We start from the raw sequence: 17563 nt of genomic DNA, 5'->3' as shown, positions 1-17563 counted from the left end.
TTTCCGTTATAAAGCGGGGGTGATAGCTGAGTCACACACTCACCCCCAGTCCAGTTAGCTCACATGCAATCTGCATGAAACTGCTACGCCTTGCCGCCATCGGGTTCACCCATGCAGTCCGAAGCGATCAATTCACCACTAATAGTGGTCTTTATCTATCCGCACAAGCACACCGGCTCCCCGCGTTCCAGCCCCCAGCTCGCGTTGCCCTGCACACAACGCGAGCGCGTATTTCACTGAGGCGCTTTCACCCATTCCTTCAATACCGGATGCACCACGTCGCGAGATAGGGGCGCCAATTCTTCGGCCACACTGTCGAGTGGGAACCAGCGGTACTCCACTATTTCGCGTTGAACTTCCACTGAGTCCAGCTGCACCTGCTCTGCGGTTACAAAGACGTCGCACTCAACCACATGCCCGACTTCATTAGCCGCGGGCGCGCTGAAACTGCCTAAGAAATGAACGTCTGCAGGCCCGAAGCTAAGGCCGACTTCCTCCGCGACCTCACGCAATGCTGCTTCACGCCCACTCTCCCCCTTTTCGAGCTTTCCCCCGACCATGATGAACATGCTCGTTCCTCGCTTGCGCACGTGGAGGATCTCGTTATCTTTATTTCTGATCGCCAGCGCCGAGATCTTGATGGTTTTGCTCATTCCACCTATATACATCACACAGCGGCATGGTTTCCATATGCGTCTGCTCCTGGAAGGCCCACATATCCCACCACGATTCCACGTCCCCGTCGCGGGCTACAACCTTTGCTCGACGCTGCCTTTCATCCCCGTCAAAAAACATGGTGAACACTAAATCAAGCTTGCCTGCTTGTCTGACGGTACTATCGGTGACTGCCCCGCAGCCCTCCACAATGAGAGTCCCCTCTCCTGGGCACCACCCATGGTCAACCCATCCAGCCGGAAGTCCCCTCTCCCAATCCCAGGCTGTATAGCCACCACCATGGGAACGCAGCACATCGCGTGCCACCATCTGGCTCGCTAATTCTAAGCCTGACCATCCAGGGTAAAAGGAATCCAGGTGCACCACCGTGGCGCCCAGGAGGGCGCCGAGGCGCCCCGCGAAGGAAGTTTTTCCGGCCCCGGAGCGGCCGTCGATAAGCACAATCATGCGCCCAAGAACCTGAAAGAGCCTGTGGCCACAGCCACTACGATGGCGATCGTGGAGATCGCAACGCAGGACAGCAACACTGCCACATCGCGGCCACCGAATGAGGACTTCCTTGCCCACGTTCTGCTATCAAAGCGACCGAAGGCTCTCGCCTCCATCGCTGTCGCTAGCTTTGCGCCGCGCCTCAGGGCCAGAACCAGCAGGCCAAACGTTAGCGAGATCGCGGTGCGGATGCGCCCGCTGGAGTCCACACCACGCGCCCGGCGCGCCCGACGCATAGAATGCCAGTCTGATCGAAACAGGCTGAGCAGCCGCGTCGCAGCTACCGCGCCCAAAACGAAACGCGCTGGCAGCTTTAGTTTTTGAGCCAAACCGTCCCCCAGCTCGGTGGGGTCGATGTGGGCTAGTAACACTATGGCGGGCAAGCCGACGGCCAGAACACGCACCATGATCGCTAACGCCAGCTGGAGTGAATTATCCGTGACGGTGGCAAAGAAGAAGGAAAAGTACTCGCGCCCCTCCGGCCGACCATAGAGCGCCATGGAGATACCAGCTAGCGGAGTGGCCAAGAGAATGGGCCAGCCTCGGCGAGCCAGCTGAGGCCAGCTCACCCCACACACTGGAGCTAATGCGACGGTGAACGCGAGAGACACCGCCGCGGAGACGACGTCCACGCTGAGCAACAATGGTGTTGTGACAATAATCAGCGCAGCGATGCGTGTGACTGGGTTGGTTGTGTTCAGCACATTCATCGCAGCGCGACCTCCTTGTCCGCGAGCGCGCCTAGGTAGAGAGGGTCGTGAGTGATAGAAACGGTGGTGGCGCCGTGGTCGGTGAGTTCACGGATCAGATGCACTAGTTCCGAGAACGTAGTGCGGTCTTGACCGAAGGTGGGTTCATCCAAAAACACCACGCTCGGTGAGTTCACTAAAACGGTGGCCACAGAAAGCCTGCGCTTTTGCCCGCCGGAGAGGGTAAAAGGGTTTGCCTCGGCAAAGGCGCTCAGCCCCAACCGTTCCATCATGTCATCAGCTTTGTTTTGCGGTGCCGCGAGCGCCAGCTCTTCTCGCACTGTGCGGGCGACGAACTGGTGCTCCGGATCCTGAAATACGTAGCCAAAACGTTGGACCAGATCCCGCGAACGCCACGAGTGTGGGTTGGTTTTCCCCTTCACGCTCAGCTGCGGGTGGCTTTCCACCGCACCGGCGTGGGGCAAAAGCAGCCCAGCTAGGGTGAGAAGCAGCGTGGACTTGCCCGTACCGTTTGGCCCGGTAATCACTGTGGATGCTGCAGCCGGCAGGGTTATGTCCAACGGCGCCGATGGGTTAAGTGGGGTGTCCCAGCCGTAAATAAGGCGCTCGCCTGTCACGGCAGCCTCGTTGGTGGTGATAGTGCGGGCATGTGGCAGCGAAGGCTCAAGACCGGGGATCCAGATTCCGGCGTCAGCTAGCTGAGGCCCATGCATATCCAAGACGGTATCCACGTTGCCGTCCGCAATGAGATAGCCATGTGCGTCTAATGCGATGGCACGGGTGGCAAAGTCCTGCCATGTGGCAACGCGGTGTTCCACCACAATCACTGTGGCACCGGTTTTTTCCGCAACATAGGATACGGCTTCCACCACTTCACGCACGCCCTGAGGGTCAAGGTTGGCGGTGGGCTCATCCAAGACGATGATGTCTGCTCCCATGGCGATGACACCGGCCAACGCCAACCGCTGCTTTTGGCCACCGGAGAGTTTTTTCGTGGGGTGGCTCAGCGGCAGTTTGAGCCCCACCATCTCTAGCGCTTCATGAACGCGGGGCCAAATCTCCTCCGCCGGCACCCGTAGATTTTCACATCCAAAGGCCACATCATCACCAACACGGGATGAAATAACTTGGGAGTCAGGGTCTTGGAGGACCATGCCCACCACGCCATGGGTAGTGAGATCGCCATCTACTGCACCTTCTGAGCTATCAATCAACCCGGCGATAGCTGACAGGAGTGTGGACTTTCCTGCCCCCGAGGGCCCTAGGAGGAGGACCCGCTCACCGCGGGATATATCAAAGGAAATATCCTGCAGCGCCTTGTGTTTACGTGAAGCGTGGCGGTAGCCAAAACCGCGTGCTGTGATATGCCCTGCATGTGCAGCAGCCATAATGTGTAACTCCCTTGCGCCGGTATTACCCAGGATCAGGTTCGAACGGTTCGCGCCGCATCAGGGCGCATCTCAGCCTCGTAGGCTCCCGTGTTTGGTCTGTCTTATAGTAACAGTGCCCCAGCGTACTATTCTTATTCCCCGTGAGAAAAACTTCGACGTGGATATTCCTGGCCGCGATGACGCTTACTGCCGGGGCTGTAGCAGGCGTCATCGGCGCACTAGTGACGTTGCTCATTCACGGATTAGAGCAGATTGCCGGCTTCTCTCACCTGTTTGCAGTGGTCATTCCAACGGCCGCGGGCGTGTTTGCCGGTGCCTGCTGGTGGCGCCTTCGGGCAACCGGTGGCGTGCCAAGTGTGAACAAGGCACTCGCATCCACGGAAGATAGCTACATCCGGTTACCGTTTTTAAGAAGCGTGGCCGATGGCTTCCTCCAAATCCTCGTGGTGGGCGCAGGCGCCTCACTGGGACGCGAGGCCGCGCCTCGACAGATCGCCGCGGCTGCAACGGATCAAATCTTGGCCCAAGTTCGTATCCCCCGAACGCTGAAAGAAGTAGACGCCAGCACCCGCATTGACATTCGTGGACGCATCATCGCTGCTGCCACTGGCGCAGGCCTCGCAGCGGTGTACAACGTGCCCGTGGCCGGGATCATCTACACCATGGAGCTGTTACCCGTAAAGCGCGATAAGTACACGCTCATCGTTTCTACGGTCATGTCCGTTGTAGCCACCCTCGTATCCCGCCCCATTGTTGGTGGTGAGGCGTTCTACCAACTGCCCACGCCGAGCTTTAACGTGCCGACGTTTACCGGTCTGCTGCTGGCCGCCGTGCTCGCCACCATCACCGGTGTCATCTTCCGCCGCGTCATCATGATCAGGCCGCGGCTTTCGCCGCGCTTTCTGCCCCTCACCATTGGCACCGCAATGCTGGTCATGGGGTTGGTCAGCCTGTGGCAGCCCACCCTGCTTGGCAACGGAGAGATGATGCTCAACGTGGCCTTCGGCGGCGCCGGCACCACCATGGTAATCCTGCTCGTGGCCAAAGTTTTGTTGACCTGGATGTGCCTATCCTCCGGCGCAGCCGGAGGAGTCCTCACCCCGTCGCTGGCCGTAGGCGGCGCCGCGGGAGCCGTGGTGGCGCTGGGGATGTCGGCAAGCGGATTCGCCGCCTCCGTGCCCCTGCTGGCGCTAGCCGGTGCAGGATGCGTGCTGGCAATCATGCAGCGTGCGCCATTTTTTGCCCTCGTTTTTGCACTGGAACTAACCCACCCGCCGGTGTGGGCATACCTGCCAGTGGCTGCCGTGGCGCTGGCTGGGTACTACGCCACTAGGCGCCTGCGTTAGACCAACGTGCGGGCTGAGCGGCCAGACTCAAAACGATCCAACGCACCCGTTGCCGCCAACGCACGTACCAGAACAAACGCAAGCACACCCGCCAATACGATGCCCGACACAGTCATCGTGGACAGGTAGATGAGATTGAACTCAAGAGACTTTGCGTAGTTGGCACTAGTAAACAGCTCGATGAAAAACGCACCCCACGCTGCAGCCGCGCCTGAAAGGCCAGCAACCATGAGGCCAAAACGGCGGTAGCGGAAGATCGCAAAGACGAGCTCAGCTCCCAGGCCCTGGAAGAAGCCCGAGTACATGGTCTCAATGCCCCACTGATTACCCAGCGCCATGGACACGACGCAGGCGATGAGCTCAACGTACAGCGCGGCTAAAGGCTTGCGGATCACCAAACCACCAATCACACCACCGATGAGCCAGATACCCACCGCGAAACCACCCAAGCCTGGGGTAAACGCATCGAAAGCAGTGAACCAGGCGTATCCAACGGAGTTCCAAATCCAGAACAACAGGCCACAGCTTACGCCTAGAACTGCGCCAATGGTGATGTCTATGACACGCCACCCGCTGTTCACATTGCCGTGAGTGGTAGCGGAAATGGACGTGGAGGTTTGAGGCGCACGTGCGCCTTGGTTTTCAGTCATTATTCTTCCTATCGCCGGTATTACCCGGATCAGGTTCAACGGTTTGCAACTCTGCTGCTGCATCTCAGCCGACAAAGGGAGACGGCACCCGTGTTATGTGTTTAGGTAACTAATACATACCCCAGCATCACTAGCTTGTAAAGCGATTTTCAATCACGTTGAACACCAGCTTGTGCATTCGCGCAGGAACGCCCACTCGCTCGCCCATCCGAATGATGGCGCCTACCTGTGCGTCTAGTTCGTTAGGCAGCCCCTGAGTAATATCGCGCTGCATGGAGCTGGTGGACTGCGCAGGCTGGGCATCAGTGAATGCAATGGTTGAGTCCACAACGTCATCCGGGAGGTTTACCCCGTTGGCGCGCGCGATATCCTCAACCTCCCCCATGAGATCGCGGAGATTATCCCGATACGTGGTGCGCACAGGCTCAAGCGGCAACTCCAGCATGGCCCCGAGCGCCCCGAAACACGTCAGGAACATCGCCTTCGCCCAGACATCAGCTAGCACCTCAGGGGTTTTAATTGGCTCAATGGCCGTCCGACTAAGAAGCTCCTCCAGCGCATCCGAAAGGGGGTGCGCGGAATCGAAAGTAAAGCTCAACACACCACCCGTGTACCGAGCAATGCCTGGACCATCGTGGACTAGGAAGCTCCTCACAACACCCGCGATTACTCGATCAGCACCATACTTCTCCGCCGCAACGGCAGGCATCTCCACCGAGTTCTGCGTGGTCACCAAGGACGCCCCCTCCGGCAAGCGTTCAGGCAAGTTCAGGCTGTCTAAGGACTTGGTTGCCAAAAACACAAGATCAGCGGAAGGAATCTCATCAATGCTCGCGGCCGTGTTGACCGCTAGCGTGCGCTCCCCTTCCGGACTGCGCACGATGAGCCCACGTGTACCTAACTGCTCTAAGGTCTCACCCCGAGCCACGAACGTCACGTCCGCGCCCGCCTCTAACATCTCCGCGCCAAAATAGCCGCCCACGGCACCTGCACCAATAATCACAATCTTCATGGAAAAAATACTAGTAGCATGTGGCCTTATGGAATATCAGCGCTTTGAATCCACCGCACTCATTCTCGAAGGCGGTGGCATGCGCAACGCATACACTGCCGCATGTATTACAGAGCTGATCAACAACAACATCGAGTTCGGCTGGGTAGGAGGAGTCTCCGCCGGAGCCACACATACTGCCAACTTCCTCTCCCGTGACGCAGCGCGCGCTCGCCAATCATTCGTTGGTTTGTCCAAGGACCCCAACATTGGCGGGTGGGGCAGCCTCCTGCGTGGCGAGGGCTACTTCCGCAGCGAATATATTTACAACGAACTCCCTGTCACCGTCGATCAGTACGCCTTCGACTACGAAACCTTTAGCTCAAACCCTACCCAGTACCGGATCGGCGCTATCTACGCCGACACCGGACAGACCGTATACTTCTCCCGCGAAGACAACACCGGTTTTGAGGTACTCATGAATCAAGTCCGAGCCTCCTCCACCATGCCGTTCTTCATGCCCGTCACATACATAGACGGCCGCCCACTAGTTGACGGCGCGCTGGGCGAATCAGGCGGCATCCCACTCAAGGTTGCTGAGCAAGATGGCTTTGACAAGTTCTTGGTTATCCTCTCCCGCCCAAGGGACTACTTCAAAAAACCAATCCGTAACCCGCGCGCACTGCGCCGTGTGTTCAAAAAGCATCCAAAAGTGGCGGAAGCATTGATCAGCCGCCCGGCGCGTTACAACGCCACCAAGAATAAGCTGCTCGCACTCGAGGCTAAAGGGAAGGCGAAGATCTTTTTCCCTACTGACCTCACCATCGGCAGCAGGGAGACTAATGCCGCCAAGGTGGAACAGGCCTACAACCTAGGGCTCAAGCAAACCAAAGCGGAGTGGGATTCCTGGATGCGTTTTCTGGAAAAATAGCTAGTGCCCAAACTTCCTGCCGGTGTTGGCATCCGTGAGAGGTATCAGCGGCAGAAAAGGGAAGGGAACGTGTTTTTCCGGCTAACGGGAGACGACGTTGGCAGAAAAGGGTGGGAAATACCCGTTTTCTGGCAAACGGGAGACAACGTTGGCAGAAGGTGTGGAATCGACCTGCAGGTTTTCGCAATCGCGTCGCAACGTTGTCTCCCTTCTGCTCACTGCAGCTGCCTTCGCCGTGCGTGTTAGCGGTGACGGGCAGTTTCGAAACCGTCCCAGAAACGTGGATAGAACGTGGATAGTTAGTTACGGAGGCAACGATGTGACTTATCCCTACGCCAGCAACAGCAAACTCACTGCCATCACGGCCATACCAGCGATCAGACCATAGACTGCAGTGTGGTGGCGCCCCGTCTTCACCGCAGTAGGTAGGAGCTCGTCCAGACAGATAAAGACCATCACGCCTGCTATAGCGGCAAACACAACGCCCAACGTGGCGGGCCCCATGAACGGCATGAGCAGCAGATAACCGACCAGCGCACCGACGGGCTCGGCCAAACCGGATATTAGAGCCCACGTGAAGGCCTTTTTACGCGAACCCGTAGCTTCACGCAGCGGAACAGCTACTGCAATTCCTTCAGGAATGTTGTGAATGGCAATGGCCACCGCGATCGCCACCGCGATTTGGGGCTGCTCCAGCGCAGCTATGAACGTTGCAAACCCTTCAGGAAAGTTGTGGATGGCAATGGCAATAGCGGTGAGAACGCCCATCTGCATCATCGCTCGCTTGCGCTTACCGGAGTAATTGAGGGACGGCTCGTGAGGATTCATTGCGGCAGGGACAAGGCGGTCAATGATGGCAATGAGGAAGATTCCGCCAAAGAAGGCGGCCACCGCAGCCCACGTGCCTGGTTTATCGCCAAAGTGGGCCACTAATTCATCCCTACCTTTAGGGAGGATTTCCACGAAAGAGACATACAGCATCACGCCCGCGGAGAAGCCCAGCGCACCCGCAAGGTATCGTTCCCCTGGTTTGCGGCTCGCAACAGCTAGCGCCCCACCAAAGCCTGTGGACAGGCCAGCGAACAGCGTCAACCCGAATGCAAAGAGGAAACCTTCCACAACGCTCCTTAATTGGTGTCCAAGATTGGTGGCTTAAGAAAAAGGTAGTCTCTTAGCGTAGCGATCTCCTACTCGCTAACCCCGTTCGCCACTCAACTATGTGAAAACTGTTGCCAACAACTTGGTGGGTAGTTTACCTCTTGTACACTTTGTTGTGGCACAGTTGCTTCATCTGTCTGGCAGGGCGTGACACCACACAGCCCCAACCATGCGAGAATTAGTCGCAAAAGAACATCACGTGAAAGGGGACCCCTATGGCTGGTGGCCTCGCCGCCCTCCTCGACGACGTCGCACTCATCGCGCGCTCTGCAGCCGCGAGCATCGACGACGTAGCCGCCCAAGCGGCCAAAACCTCAACCAAAGCAGCAGGCGTTGTTATTGATGACGCAGCAGTGACCCCTCGCTTCGTGGACGGCGTCAAGCCTAACCGCGAGCTGCCCATCATCTGGAAGATCACCAAGGGCTCGCTGCGCAATAAGCTCCTCATCATCCTTCCCATCATCCTGCTCCTCAACTGGCTTGCTCCATGGGCACTGACCCCACTGCTCATGCTGGGCGGTTTCTACCTCAGCTTCGAGGGTGCCGAGAAGGTCTGGGAGATGATCACCGGCAAGCAGCACGCCAAGGAAGAAGAAGCTGGCGCTAAGGACGAAGACAGCCTGGTTAAGGGCGCTGTCACCACGGACTTCATCCTGTCCGCTGAGATCATGGTGATTTCCCTCAATGAGATCGCTGATCAATCCGTAGCCATGCAGGCGGCAGTTCTGATCGTGGTGGGTATTCTCGTCACCGTAGCCGTCTACGGCGCTGTGGCACTGCTGGTCAAGATGGATGACGCCGGTCTTGCGCTCACCAAGCGTGATTCCGAAGGCGCCAAGAAGTTCGGACGCGCACTCGTTTCTGGCATGCCAATCATCCTCAGCATCATCGCATTCATTGGCATGCTCGCCATGCTGTGGGTTGGTGGCCACATCCTCCTCGTAGGATTTGATGAGCTCGGCTGGTCGTGGCCTTATGAGACCGTCCACCACTTCTCGCACATGGTTTCCGCAGGTGCGCTGATCTGGCTTATCGATACCTTCTGCGCCATGATCTTCGGCTTCATCTTCGGTTCCATCATCGCGGGCATCATGCACTTCTTGCCTTTTGGTCACGGAAAAGACCACGGCGAGCACGATGACGCGCACGCTGAGCGCCACCACGATTCCGGTACTGGTGCCGCACAACGCTAAGCAGTAACAACCAGCAGAACGAGGGAACCATAGACACACTATGGTTCCCTTCTTTTGTGGTCACGCTCAGCTAGAACTGATGATGTAGTCTTTGGGCCCTCCATCACAGCTCCCCCACCACAACGCGTGAGTATCTCCGCGAAATCGAAACGAGTACTCTAGGGTGCATGAAACGCCATTTCGAACTCAAAGCACCCCACGGAAAACTAGTTGTGGTGGATGTGGAAACCGAAAACCAAGCGGATCCACAATCTACAGTTGACGCCTCCACCCCGGCGCCAGTGAGCGAGACAATCACCCGATTCCAAGTCTCTGGTGACTTCTTCCTCGAGCCCGACGAGGCCTATGACGCCCTGGGCCCAGCGCTTGTGGGCGCACCAGCGAACGAGTCCACGGACGCGCTGCAGGCACGACTGGACGCCGCACTGAGCGGTTTTGATGACTTGGACATGCAGGGGTTTGACACCCGAACCATCGCTGTGGCCGCCCGCCGTGCTTTAGCCGGCGGCAAGGATTTCACTGACTACCAGTGGGAAATCCTGCGCCCTGGCGTTTTGCCCACCGCGATGAACGTGGCACTGGATGACGTGCTGCTGAAGGAGGTGTCGGAAGGCAAACGAGGCCCAACGCTGCGATTCTGGGACTGGGATGACAAAGCCACCGTCATCGGTTCCTTCCAGTCCTACGCCAACGAGGTTGACCAGGAGGGCGTAGACAAGCACAACATCCAGGTCGTGCGCCGCATCTCCGGCGGAGGCGCGATGTTCATGGAGGGCGGAAACTGCATCACCTACTCCATCTACGCCCCTGAGGACTTGGTGGCCGGATACTCCTACGCGGACTCCTACGCGTACCTCGATCAGTGGGTACTGGGCGCACTCGCCCGCCACGGTGTCAACGCATGGTACGTCCCAATCAATGACATCACTTCCGACGGCGGCAAGATCGGCGGCGCGGCACAGAAGCGCCGCGGCGGCGCGGTCCTGCACCACGTCACCATGAGTTACGACATCGACGCCGACAAGATGCTCGAAGTGCTCCGCATTGGCAAGGTCAAGGTGGCCTCCAAGGGTATCGCCTCTGCGAAAAAGCGCGTCGATCCGCTGCGCCGCCAAACCGGCGCAACACGGGAAGAAATCATCACCACCATGATCAACGAGTTCGCTACCCGCTACGGGGCACAAACTGTTGACTTAAGCGATGAAGCCATTACAGCTGGCCAAGAGCTAGTGGAAACAAAGTACTCTACTGAGGAATGGACCAAACGCGTGGACTAAACGCCACGACGAAAGGCCACATGACCTTCACTGGTCATGTAGCCTTTGCTGTGCCCTAGTTTTTGGAGAATTGGTTTTCTCTCCACTAACATTTTCGTGACCAAAGCATTCTCCCCTCAAGTCCGGAAATGAGTTATGTTATGAAACTCTCCCGCCTCATCGCCAGCGCTGTAGTCTTGGTAACGGCCGCGGTAACCGTTCCTGTCGCGCAAGCGCAGAGCTCTTCTTCAAGCAGTTCTTTCTGCGGTTCTTCGAGCTGTAACCGCCCGAACCCAACGGCCAACTGGATCACTGCGATCTCTGAAGGCCTTGAGGTAACAAACCTAGGCGATATCTTCCAACCTGGCGTCACTGACGAGTGGGGCATCGTTGGCGCCGACTTGGGAGCCATGGTGCCCCTCAACAACGGCGAGGAATTTGCAATCATTTTCGGCGATTCCTTCTCTGCCCCAGGTTTGGGTGGCGAGTGGAAGAGCCCCGTTGGCTTCGTAGCAATCAAAGATGGCGCCGGAAAGATTCAGATCGTGCGCCCACTTAACGACGGCGAAAAAGCGGAGCAGCTTGTGGAATACAAGCACACTGACATGCTCACCCTCTTACCATCAGACATCATTAACGTAAACGGCACATTGTACTTGCAGGGGATGTGGAACAAAGGCGTTGGTAATGTCATCAGCACCGAGATTTTCACATCGACCGACCACGGAAAAAATTGGTCCTCTGTGCAAAAGATCCCCGCTACCTTCATGCAGGGCATGGGTAACCTGATCACGTGGGAACAAGGCCCAGACGGCTACATCTACATGATGACCACCCAGTTCAAACGCAAAGATGACGTCCACCTCGTTCGTTTTCTTCCGCACCAGTTTGATGACCGCACCACGTGGCAATTCCTGTCTTTCGACGCCAACCAGCAGCCACAGTGGTCCACCACTTATGCCCCGATCCTGAGCAACAATGTCAGGGCGGGTGAAATGTCACTGCGGTATATCGAAGGCCACTGGGTGATGGCAATGTTTAATGCGCAGACAATGGCCATTGAAGTTCGAATCTCGAAGGAAATCGCACGCGACTGGAATGACATCAAGCCAGCGCATGTCGTTATCGCAAACACTGGCGGCTGGGGCAAACCTCAGACTCCTTCAAACTGGACTCAGCTATACGGCGGCTATATCGCCCCAGGTTCCACGTTGGCCAATATGGACATTGTGGTGTCCCAGTGGAATACTTCCAACAACTCTAGGTACATGGCCACACAGTTCAATGTGAAGGGCTTGGACAAGTTCTTCGGAATTAAGACCCGCGCGCTCACTGGCCAGCAAGAGGTTGTCCAGGTTGAAACTACTCCCGTAGACAACGCAACTGAAGCACAGCTTGCAGAAGAGAAACTCATGGAAGACGTCACAGACTTCACGGTTGTTCCACTCACAGATCGCACCGCTGAGAACTTGGCACAATAAGCCGACAGAAAGTGGTGGCCCCCTACGTAGTTACGCAGGAGGCCACCACTTTTGTGATTCAAAGGTCAGTCTTAGGCAAATGCCTTGACAATCTCAGCATTAAACGCATCCAAATCGTCCGGAGTGCGGGAGGATACGAGTCCATTGTCATTTACAACCTCTTGATCAACCCAGTGAGCGCCTGCGTTGATTAGGTCAGTCTTAACAGACCGGTAAGAGGTAATGGTGCGCCCCTTGAGGACATCCGCGTCAGTAAGAATCCAACCACCATGGCAAATAACGCCCAGAGGCTTACCAGCCTCCACGTGCTTCTTCACAATAGCTACGGCGTTTTCGTCCATACGAATCTGGTCAGCGTTCCCAGTTCCGCCAGGCAGGATAATGGCGTCGAATTCAGAGTTGACCTCATCAGCGGTCGTCGCATCTACGTCCACCGTGGTGCCGTTCTTACCCTCGATGGAACCCGCCTCGGTAGACACAATACGGACGCTCGCACCGGCATCCTCTACCGCCTTAACTGGGGATGTGAGCTCGGAATCCTCGAAACCGTTTACCGACAGTACAGCCACGTTCTTGTTAGCTAGCGCAGACATAATATTTCCTTTCATTGAATTGCTACGCACACCACCGTAGGTAAGTTTTCAACTTTTAGTGGATAAGAATCCTCCACATCAGCATTTCGTTCGTGAACCTGCAGCACATGTGCCACATAACGATTTGATACCGATACCTATATCCGTAGACATTCCCCTGAAGTTCCCACCAAGTGCCCCGATACTTGCTCTACGCCACAATCACTGCCACGTATAGCGCCCAAAGCTTATTTATAGCTGAGCATGCAGGAAGCTATGCCGATGAGAACAAGACTATGCACCGATTTCGCAGGAGAGCTTCGCGAGTGCAGGTCTACGAAAACCAGGCTTGGCGTCCTACCCAGTTGCCCCAGTAAGCGTTAACTCATAGCCCTAAAACACCGGAACATGTTTTAGTTAACGCTCAAGGTTGCTTTTCGTGGCCGTCATTAATGCCAGCCAAATGGGTGCTCTCCTGAGTACTTGGCCGCCACAGCACCGCACGCTCCGCCGTCAAGCTTTTGAAGTGGGCTGGGGTCAGTTCATCCAGGGCTGCGAGATATTCGTGAACATGACGCCGCGGAACGCGCAGCCCCATAGTCAAATGAGGTGTCCACCGTGGCCCCCTGCCATCCGGATTTAGAGCACTAAGTTCGCGAGCGGCGACCTCTAGGGCGTCTGGAGCGTCGAGAAGCCAAGCGATGGTCTGCTTTCGCTTAGTCCCAAAAATCACAGTACCCACCCTGCGAAAGGTACACGGTATCAGCGGCGGAAGAAGCTCCGATGCCCGCTCAACCACGTTTGATGTCATGTGAGGAGCAAACGTGATGGTGATGTGAGGAGTTTGATGCTGGCGAGGAAAACCCCGCGCTTCCAGTTCATCAAAGATAGCGCGTACCTGCGCTTCCTGGTCTTCCGGCAACCGTAACAATATGTTGTCTGGGGACATCTCACCACCTTACGCCATGCCTCATCGCCTCAAGCGAAGCCTAACGTACCGCCATTTTACTGAGCTGGCCGAACCTGGTGTATGTGTACAAAGAAACAATTGATTGTTAATATCCTCCGCATGGAGAGTAAGAAGTTAGGAGTAATGGGCGACAAAGCCCTCATACGCGAATGGCGTACGTTCTTCGAAACCAGCCAACGCGTAAAAACTCAACTGGACGAGTCACTGCGTTCATCCATGCGCTGCGACTTAGAAGAGTACAACTTCTTCCTCGTATTGGCAGAAGCCCCGCAGCATACGCTGCGGCTGGCCGAAATTGCCGATCGCTTGGTGTTCTCTTTCGCACGGCTCAACTACCGCGTGGGAGTAATGGTGGATCGCGGATACATCACCAAAAGAGTGTGCGAATATGACCGCCGGTCTCAGGAAATCACTATGACCGAAGCAGGATTGCGTCGCTACCGCGAACTCAGCTACGCGCACGATGAGCACCTCACACGCCTGTTTGGGGATGACATCACGATCGATGACCTCAAAGAACTGGCCCGCCTTGTGTCCAAATTCAACCTCTCCTAAGCGGTTTGAAAAGTGAATATCGTTCGCCGACTAGTCCTCATCGTTGCCGCACTGAACTTCTCCTACTTCCTAGTTGAGTTCGCGGTAGCAACGCACATTGGCTCAGTGTCAATCTTTGCGGACTCCGCAGACTTCTTCGAAGACACAGCAATCAACCTTCTCGTATTCTTCGCCCTCGGTTGGTCCGCCCTCGCCCGTCGCCGCGCCGGCAGTGTACTTGCCGGCATCATCCTCATCCCTGCGATCGCGGCGCTCGTCACCGCGATCATGAAGATCCTCAACCCTGAGGTACCGGAACCAACAGCCCTCACGCTCACCGCAGTGGGAGCATTAGCAGTCAATCTGGTCTGCGCCCTTCTATTAACGCGTCTACGGTCACCCGAATCTCATGGATCTTCCGCATCACTCACCCGCGGCGCGTGGCTAGCCGCCCGCAATGATGCTTTGGCAAATCTTCTGATCATTGGCGCGGGAATAGCTACCCTGTTGTACGCAACGGCATGGTTTGACGTGATTGTTGGCCTCATTATTGCCGCCATTAACTTCTCCGCAGCCAAAGAAGTGTGGGAGGCAGCGAGGTTCGAGGGCGACCCAATGGAACTACTTGATGACGACGATTAATTTAGCGCTCATCCGATTCCTCGTGATAACCGAAACGGTACAAAAACTAAACTTTGAGCCCCATAGCGACCTAGCGCGCTATGGTCGGGGTATAACTTAACAGAGAAGGTGAGAGCGTTGAGCGAGATTGTTCAAGTAATTGCAGCCGTGACCGCGTCAGCAATAGCAATCAGCGCGGAATCCCGAAAGCGGTACACCACCATCAAGGACTCCAAACACCGCAAAAAGCGCAAAAAGTAAGACACCCCAGTTCGAAATGTCAGAACCATTCCGAACTGGGGGCTTACCCCACATTCTTCCACGCGTAAGAAAGGAAAACAATGAGCCCCATCGAAACCTCCGCCATCTACATCATCGGAGCTATCATCCTCAGCGCACTGACCGGCTTAAGCTGGCTCCTCGCCATCGGCGGACTACTCGCACTCTCTGCCATCGCACGCCACCTCTACACCAAAGAACAAGTATGAACCCCATCATCACTGACAAAGACACTGGAAAAGAACTCTGGCGCGTGAAAGAATGCGCCCAACACTGCGGCATAAAACCATCAACATGGACAACCTACGCAGCACAAGGACGCACACCTGCACCAGTCACTGAGTTCGACAAACGCACACCACTCTGGTTCGCGGACGAAGTCAAAGACTGGCACGCCAACCGCCCAGGCTCACCCGTCACCAACCACCCCACTGCCAAAAAGGCATAGAAAATGCACGCCTACTCGGTGTAAACCGCAATACAGCAACCATCCGCATGCGAGAAAGCCTAACTACCGACGGGATAATCGCCCTTGCGAACAAACTTCACGTGAACCCAGTTACAGCCTCGGAAGAACTAGGAAAGCTTGAGTTACACGAAGTGCTTTACTACTTCGAACATGACGGCAAGCTCATAGAAACCGCTGATAACGTCGAGCTCGCATTAGAGCTAGCATGCAGGCTCAGCCCAATCAGCGAGCTGAATGAATTCGATGAGTTCGGTGCTCGACGCCGGATGTCTCATCCTGATGATTCAATAAGAGATTACGGCACTGTTCCTGACTTCGGCTGATCCGATCAGCATGCTGCCGGCAGCAGCCCAGACGAGCTAAAAAGAACGATTAAAGGGAGGTGAACACCTGGTTGATTGACGCCCTCGTCGACAGAGCACAAGCCCGGGACTACCACATTCGCTAGCATAAACTCGCCCCTAAAAGCCGCATGGATTCCATTATAAAAACACCATCGGCATCCGTTACGGTAAGTATGACGCAGAAAAACTCTGCTCACTAGGCCACACCGACTACTACCCTGCTGGGCAGTAAGGCGCCCACGAGCTGCAGGCCAACCCCTTCGCAGCAAAACTTCTTATCTCACCCGCCGAGTACGCACTGGCCGAAGAATTCTACGGCCCCTACCCTCAACAGCTTGCAACAGAGCTAGGCGTCACCGTTGACGTCCTCGAAACCTGACAAGACAAGCACGAAAGGATTGAAGTCTCATGAAACGACTCTTGATAACCGCACTAACAGCAACAATGCTCGCTGCAGGCTGCGCATCTGAGGACACTACACCAGATCTAACAACCTCAAGTACCACAAGCACTACGAGTGCATCGAGCACCACCACTAGTAGCTCAATCGCGGAACCCACGTCTTCGCTTGCGAACACCACCAGTGAAGAACCAACCACCCCACAAACAATCGCATACGAGCAACCCGCACCAGCGCCAACGGAAGCACCTGCGACTGCTCCAGCACCAGTTGAGGCGCCACAAGCCGAAGCCCCCTACGTTGTCGAATGCCTTGAGGGCGTACCTGGACCAGCGCTTTGGTCTGACGGCACAAGAGCCCATTCTCAATGGTGTTGGGAACAGCGGGGCGGCGCCGCATATGCCGAGGCGGAAGCGAACGCCGGACTTCCAGCACCAGCAGAACAAACGCCACCACAACACAGCCCGTGGGTACAGGGCCAGATCGACTGGACGAACTGCCTGAATGCAGGAAACACCGAAGAATACTGCAGGGAGATACTGAATTAATAAAAACACCCCGCTGAACCGACAAAAGCCCAGCAGGGTGAATATCCCAGCGAATCAACAAGACGAAAGGACACGTTAATTCATTTAATCTTCGCAAGGAAGCCGTTGCTTGGGAAAACAAAAACAAGGACAAGGTTAAACGCCGTACACGGGTAGAATCACAACCCTATTGGGGATTGCCAAGTCGTAGTGGAATATAGGCTCGCGTGAAGGAATACCCAAGGATCATCAGCAACTCATTGATAACCTTGTCGAGAGTCCCATTTGCCGATTGCGTCGATCACTAAGGATCATCTTAATGATTCGGCGATTGAGACGCGTGAGGGTAGACCCTGGCCGGTGTTATAAATAATGTTCCGCCGCCGGTTGTGTCCCAATAGTTGAAGCACGCGGACATGTTGATGACAGCGAAGGCCTACGCGCATTTCATTCCGGGTAAGGAGGATGTGGCGCGTAGGACCTCTACGTCGTTGACTGGGTTCTGGCGGAAAAATTACGGGAAGCCTGCAGCTTCTTTGCTCGTTGATTTGCGGGAAGCTACTGACTAGGCCGCTA

At 56.0% G+C, this 17563-nt stretch carries 21 protein-coding genes and 2 riboswitches; of the genes, 12 read left to right on the top strand and 9 right to left on the bottom strand.

Features of this window, described 5'->3' with window-relative positions:
- Positions 1-233 precede the first annotated feature (233 nt).
- The 4 genes from ACXM2N_RS04455 to ACXM2N_RS04440 all read right to left on the bottom strand — a co-directional run bounded on the left by ACXM2N_RS04455 (position 234) and on the right by ACXM2N_RS04440 (position 3262).
- Positions 234-653, bottom strand: coding sequence for an NUDIX hydrolase (locus ACXM2N_RS04455; RefSeq protein WP_458490414.1), 420 nt, complete (start codon positions 651-653; stop codon positions 234-236).
- On the bottom strand, positions 610-1122 hold the full coding sequence (locus tag ACXM2N_RS04450) for a hypothetical protein (RefSeq protein WP_458490412.1): 513 nt from the start codon (positions 1120-1122) through the stop codon (positions 610-612). Before ACXM2N_RS04450 ends, ACXM2N_RS04455 begins: the two co-directional genes overlap by 44 nt.
- Positions 1119-1874 carry an energy-coupling factor transporter transmembrane component T family protein gene (locus ACXM2N_RS04445; protein WP_458490410.1) on the bottom strand — a complete coding sequence of 252 codons (756 nt, stop codon included), beginning with the start codon at positions 1872-1874 and terminating at the stop codon, positions 1119-1121. Before ACXM2N_RS04445 ends, ACXM2N_RS04450 begins: the two co-directional genes overlap by 4 nt.
- The gene (locus tag ACXM2N_RS04440; RefSeq protein ID WP_458490408.1) at positions 1871-3262 is read right to left on the bottom strand and encodes an ABC transporter ATP-binding protein; all 1392 of its coding nucleotides are present in this window, start codon (positions 3260-3262) and stop codon (positions 1871-1873) included. The genes ACXM2N_RS04445 and ACXM2N_RS04440 overlap by 4 nt, the downstream gene beginning before the upstream one ends.
- A riboswitch (TPP riboswitch) is annotated at positions 3256-3364 on the bottom strand. (Overlaps the previous gene by 7 nt.)
- A gap of 41 nt (positions 3365-3405) precedes the next feature.
- On the opposite strand from ACXM2N_RS04440, the gene ACXM2N_RS04435 reads away from it, so the two are divergent.
- Positions 3406-4611: a chloride channel protein gene (locus tag ACXM2N_RS04435; protein ID WP_458490406.1), complete on the top strand. Its 1206-nt coding sequence runs from the start codon at positions 3406-3408 to the stop codon at positions 4609-4611.
- Here ACXM2N_RS04435 and ACXM2N_RS04430 read toward each other — a convergent pair.
- Together ACXM2N_RS04430 and ACXM2N_RS04425 are read right to left on the bottom strand one after the other, a co-directional pair.
- Positions 4608-5261 (bottom strand): ECF transporter S component, encoded by a 654-nt coding sequence (locus tag ACXM2N_RS04430; RefSeq protein ID WP_458490404.1) that lies wholly within the window; start codon positions 5259-5261, stop codon positions 4608-4610. The genes ACXM2N_RS04435 and ACXM2N_RS04430 overlap by 4 nt on opposite strands.
- A riboswitch (TPP riboswitch) is annotated at positions 5249-5363 on the bottom strand. (Overlaps the previous gene by 13 nt.)
- A 28-nt stretch (positions 5364-5391) precedes the next feature.
- Complete coding sequence (locus tag ACXM2N_RS04425) at positions 5392-6273, bottom strand: 2-dehydropantoate 2-reductase (RefSeq protein ID WP_458490402.1); 882 nt, start codon at positions 6271-6273, stop codon at positions 5392-5394.
- 28 nt (positions 6274-6301) lie between these two features.
- Between ACXM2N_RS04425 and ACXM2N_RS04420 the strand changes: the two genes are divergently transcribed.
- Entirely contained in the window at positions 6302-7183 is an 882-nt protein-coding gene (locus ACXM2N_RS04420) for a patatin-like phospholipase family protein (protein WP_458490400.1), read from the top strand.
- A 330-nt stretch (positions 7184-7513) separates the two neighbouring features.
- Here the strand turns inward: ACXM2N_RS04420 and zupT are convergent, their stop codons facing one another.
- Positions 7514-8302 (bottom strand): zinc transporter ZupT, encoded by a 789-nt coding sequence (zupT, locus tag ACXM2N_RS04415; protein ID WP_458490398.1) that lies wholly within the window; start codon positions 8300-8302, stop codon positions 7514-7516.
- A 254-nt stretch (positions 8303-8556) separates the two neighbouring features.
- Here zupT and ACXM2N_RS04410 point away from each other — a divergent pair, with 254 nt between their 5' ends.
- From ACXM2N_RS04410 to ACXM2N_RS04400, 3 genes are all read left to right on the top strand, one after another.
- Complete coding sequence (locus ACXM2N_RS04410; RefSeq protein ID WP_458490396.1) at positions 8557-9534, top strand: DUF808 domain-containing protein; 978 nt, start codon at positions 8557-8559, stop codon at positions 9532-9534.
- A gap of 167 nt (positions 9535-9701) precedes the next feature.
- Complete coding sequence (locus ACXM2N_RS04405; RefSeq protein ID WP_458490394.1) at positions 9702-10811, top strand: lipoate--protein ligase family protein; 1110 nt, start codon at positions 9702-9704, stop codon at positions 10809-10811.
- 140 nt (positions 10812-10951) lie between these two features.
- The gene (locus ACXM2N_RS04400; RefSeq protein ID WP_458490392.1) at positions 10952-12271 is read left to right on the top strand and encodes a DUF4185 domain-containing protein; all 1320 of its coding nucleotides are present in this window, start codon (positions 10952-10954) and stop codon (positions 12269-12271) included.
- A gap of 71 nt (positions 12272-12342) precedes the next feature.
- Here ACXM2N_RS04400 and ACXM2N_RS04395 read toward each other — a convergent pair whose 3' ends face one another.
- Complete coding sequence (locus ACXM2N_RS04395; RefSeq protein ID WP_458490390.1) at positions 12343-12864, bottom strand: type 1 glutamine amidotransferase domain-containing protein; 522 nt, start codon at positions 12862-12864, stop codon at positions 12343-12345.
- A gap of 403 nt (positions 12865-13267) precedes the next feature.
- Positions 13268-13792 (bottom strand): 2'-5' RNA ligase family protein, encoded by a 525-nt coding sequence (locus tag ACXM2N_RS04390; RefSeq protein ID WP_458490388.1) that lies wholly within the window; start codon positions 13790-13792, stop codon positions 13268-13270.
- A 120-nt stretch (positions 13793-13912) separates the two neighbouring features.
- Between ACXM2N_RS04390 and ACXM2N_RS04385 the strand changes: the two genes are divergently transcribed.
- The 7 genes from ACXM2N_RS04385 to ACXM2N_RS04355 all read left to right on the top strand — a co-directional run bounded on the left by ACXM2N_RS04385 (position 13913) and on the right by ACXM2N_RS04355 (position 17008).
- Positions 13913-14368 carry a MarR family winged helix-turn-helix transcriptional regulator gene (locus ACXM2N_RS04385; protein WP_458490386.1) on the top strand — a complete coding sequence of 152 codons (456 nt, stop codon included), beginning with the start codon at positions 13913-13915 and terminating at the stop codon, positions 14366-14368.
- A 12-nt stretch (positions 14369-14380) separates the two neighbouring features.
- Complete coding sequence (locus ACXM2N_RS04380) at positions 14381-14989, top strand: cation transporter (RefSeq protein WP_458490384.1); 609 nt, start codon at positions 14381-14383, stop codon at positions 14987-14989.
- A gap of 117 nt (positions 14990-15106) precedes the next feature.
- Positions 15107-15229: a hypothetical protein gene (locus ACXM2N_RS04375; protein WP_458490382.1), complete on the top strand. Its 123-nt coding sequence runs from the start codon at positions 15107-15109 to the stop codon at positions 15227-15229.
- Positions 15230-15309: 80 nt separating this feature from the next.
- Positions 15310-15456 (top strand): hypothetical protein, encoded by a 147-nt coding sequence (locus ACXM2N_RS04370; protein ID WP_458490380.1) that lies wholly within the window; start codon positions 15310-15312, stop codon positions 15454-15456.
- Complete coding sequence (locus ACXM2N_RS04365; RefSeq protein ID WP_458490378.1) at positions 15453-15695, top strand: helix-turn-helix transcriptional regulator; 243 nt, start codon at positions 15453-15455, stop codon at positions 15693-15695. Before ACXM2N_RS04370 ends, ACXM2N_RS04365 begins: the two co-directional genes overlap by 4 nt.
- Positions 15696-15796: 101 nt before the next feature.
- Positions 15797-16039, top strand: a complete 243-nt coding sequence (locus ACXM2N_RS04360) for a hypothetical protein (protein WP_458490376.1) — start codon at positions 15797-15799, stop codon at positions 16037-16039.
- Positions 16040-16468: 429 nt separating this feature from the next.
- A complete protein-coding gene (locus tag ACXM2N_RS04355; protein ID WP_458490374.1) occupies positions 16469-17008 on the top strand; it encodes a hypothetical protein in 540 nt (179 codons plus the stop codon).
- Positions 17009-17563 lie beyond the last annotated feature (555 nt).

This window comes from Corynebacterium sp. ZY180755 (genome assembly GCF_054331495.1).
Note: the sequence above shows the minus strand (reverse complement) of the source record. Positions and strands in the feature narration are given on the sequence as shown.